Genomic DNA, 1,792 nt, shown 5'->3' with positions numbered 1-1,792 from the left:
CAACGCCGACTTCCGGCGTCGTTTCGCCGCCGAGGTGGACGCGGCCCGTAAGGTCGGCGGCTTCTACACCGCGCAGGTCGTGGACGCCGACACCGGCGCCGCCCGGCCGTGGCTGGCCACCGCCTACATCCCCGGCCCCTCCCTGCACCAGGCCGTCGACGAGCACGGGCCGCTCCCGCTGGAGTCGGCAGCGGTGCTCGGTGCCGGGTTGGCCGAAGGACTCGCCGCCGTGCACGGCTGCGGGATGGTGCACCGCGACCTCAAACCCGCCAACGTCATCCTCGCCGAGGACGGTCTCCGCCTGATCGACTTCGGCATCGCCCGCGCCCTGGACGCCACCAGCCACACCCAGACCGCCACCGTGCTGGGCACCGCGGCGTTCATGTCCCCCGAACAGGCCATGGCCCAGGAGGTCGGGCCGGCCTCGGACGTGTTCTCGCTCGGCTGCGTCCTCGCATTCGCCGCCACCGGCCGCGGCCCCTTCGGAAGCGGCCCGGCCCACGCGGTCGTCTACCGCGTCGTGCACACCGAACCCGACCTGCGGGCGGCGCCCGCCCCGCTGGCCGATCTCGTGGCCGCCTGCCTGGCCAAGGACCCCGCCGCCCGGCCCGGCCTGCAGCACGTGCTGACCCGCCTCACCGCGCTCGCGACACCCGGCCAGGGACGGTGGCCGGAGGCGCTCACCCAGGTCATCATCGAACGCCGGACCATGGCATTGACTTCCTTGCACGACCCGGCTGCCACCGGCGGCGGCCCCCAGACGATGGCACCGCGGCTGGACGACCCAGGCAAGTCGCGCGCACCCCAGTCGTTACTGGTCAACGAACGCCGTCGGCGCCGCGGTAGCGAACCACAGCCTGCCTCCACCGGCTACCAGATCGCCGTCTACGTGCTGCTCGCCCTGTTCGCCCTGGTCTCCGTGAGCACGGTGATTCACCAGTTCAGTGTCGCCGACGGTGAAGGACGGTACTACGACGAGTTGACCTTCGATGGCATACGCGACTCCAACGAGATGGTCAGCAAGGTCTTGTTGGCGGCGCAGGTGATCTCCGGCCTGGGGCTGGTGGCAGCCTGGCTGCTCTGGTTCTACCAGGTACGGGCTGTCGCCGAACGACTCGCGCCCACTCGGCTGCGCTACCACCAAGCTATGGCTGTGTACGGCTGGCTCATCCCGATCGGCAACCTGTGGCTGCCCAAGCAGATCGCCGACGACGTCTGGCACGCCTCCAGCCCGCCGGGACGCGGCGGCACGCCAACTCCGGCCGGCCTCCTGCACACATGGTGGGCCCTATGGTTGGTCACCTTCCTGACCTGGCCTCTGTTCTGGATCGAGTGGACGACACTTCTCAAGAATCATGCCTTGCCTCAGGAGGACAACACGCTTGATCTCATGTACGAGGTCGCGCCAGCTGCCTGGGCCAGCCTGGCCCTGCATATACTGGTCGCGCCGACGGTGATCGTCACCGCCCTGTTCGTGCGGCGGCTGGGCGCCGCGCAGGCGGCCAGACTCGACGGCTGACAACCGTACGCAGGCCAGCGCAACTGTCGGCGACCATCGTCACGCTCGCCGTGAGCGTCGGCACCGCCGTGCCGCTCCTACCGCTCGCGATGATCGCCCTGACAAATAGCCTCGGAGTTCGTTGACCGGTGGAGCGTGTCCATAGCCACTAGGAGCTGTTTCCTGGATCACGTGCGGAGCCAGATGACCAAGGCTGCGACCGTGACGGTTCCCAGGAACATGTAGGCGCGTTTGTCGTAGCGGGTGGCCACCGCGCGGAAGTTCTTGAGCCGG

1 protein-coding gene and 1 pseudogene are annotated in these 1,792 nt (G+C 69.1%); one reads left to right on the top strand and one right to left on the bottom strand.

The genetic code is table 11. The annotated features are described in order from the left end of the window. The coding region (locus tag ACWEVS_RS46255) for a protein kinase domain-containing protein (RefSeq protein ID WP_452557618.1) at positions 1–1,519 on the top strand (1,519 nt) is incomplete at its 5' end. 167 nt (positions 1,520–1,686) lie between these two features. Here the strand turns inward: ACWEVS_RS46255 and ACWEVS_RS46250 are convergent. Then, positions 1,687–1,792, bottom strand: a pseudogene (locus ACWEVS_RS46250) (IS5/IS1182 family transposase); the annotation flags it as partial.

It is taken from the genome of Nonomuraea sp. NPDC003754, from assembly GCF_053605785.1.
This window is presented reverse-complemented; position numbering and strand designations above follow the sequence as displayed.